Below are 574 nucleotides of genomic sequence, written 5' to 3'. Positions count from 1 at the left end.
ACTTGGCGCTGTCGATCAGCTTCTGCAGCGAGGTGATGCCGGTGTTGGCGGCCTGCAGCACCTGCACGCCGTTGGCGATGCCATCGAGCAGGTTGTTGATGTCGCTGGCGCGGTTGTCGAGCGACTGCGCCGTGAAGAAGTTGGTGGGATTGTCCAGGGCCGAGTTGACGCTCTTGCCGGTCGACAGACGGCTCTGCGTGGTGGCGAGGAGGTCAGCGGTGGACTGGAGAGAGAGCAGGTTCTGACGAACCGAGGAAGAGAGAACGATACCGGACATTGAGTGTTACCCTTCTGGTACGCAACGCAACAAAACTTCGATTAGGATTAATCGATGCTCGGGAAGGTGAACGTTGAGGGCTAACAAAGCATGAAGCGTGTCGCGCCAGTCCTTGCGCGGATTCACCATATGCGCCTTCGGGCTGAAACGTGCTCACCGATATCATCATGATAGGATGATGCTTTTTCGGGCAGCGACGAGGCATTTGCGACTTGTCAACCATAACTCAGAGTGAGCAATTGGCTGCGTTCGAATGCAGCCTCCCCCTTCGCCGAGCGGCATTCCGATGCCGGCGCA

Annotated in this window: 1 protein-coding gene; it reads right to left on the bottom strand. The window is 57.7% G+C overall.

Annotated elements, in window-relative coordinates; translation table 11 throughout:
* Nucleotides 1–277: flagellin N-terminal helical domain-containing protein (locus tag TSA1_RS28330; RefSeq protein WP_488226051.1), on the bottom strand; the 277-nt coding region annotated here is incomplete at its 3' end.
* Between the last annotated feature and the right edge of the window lie 297 nt (nucleotides 278–574).

Origin of the sequence: Bradyrhizobium nitroreducens (assembly GCF_002776695.1) — a bacterium.
GTDB lineage: Bacteria > Pseudomonadota > Alphaproteobacteria > Rhizobiales > Xanthobacteraceae > Bradyrhizobium > Bradyrhizobium nitroreducens.
Note: the sequence above shows the minus strand (reverse complement) of the source record. Positions and strands in the feature narration are given on the sequence as shown.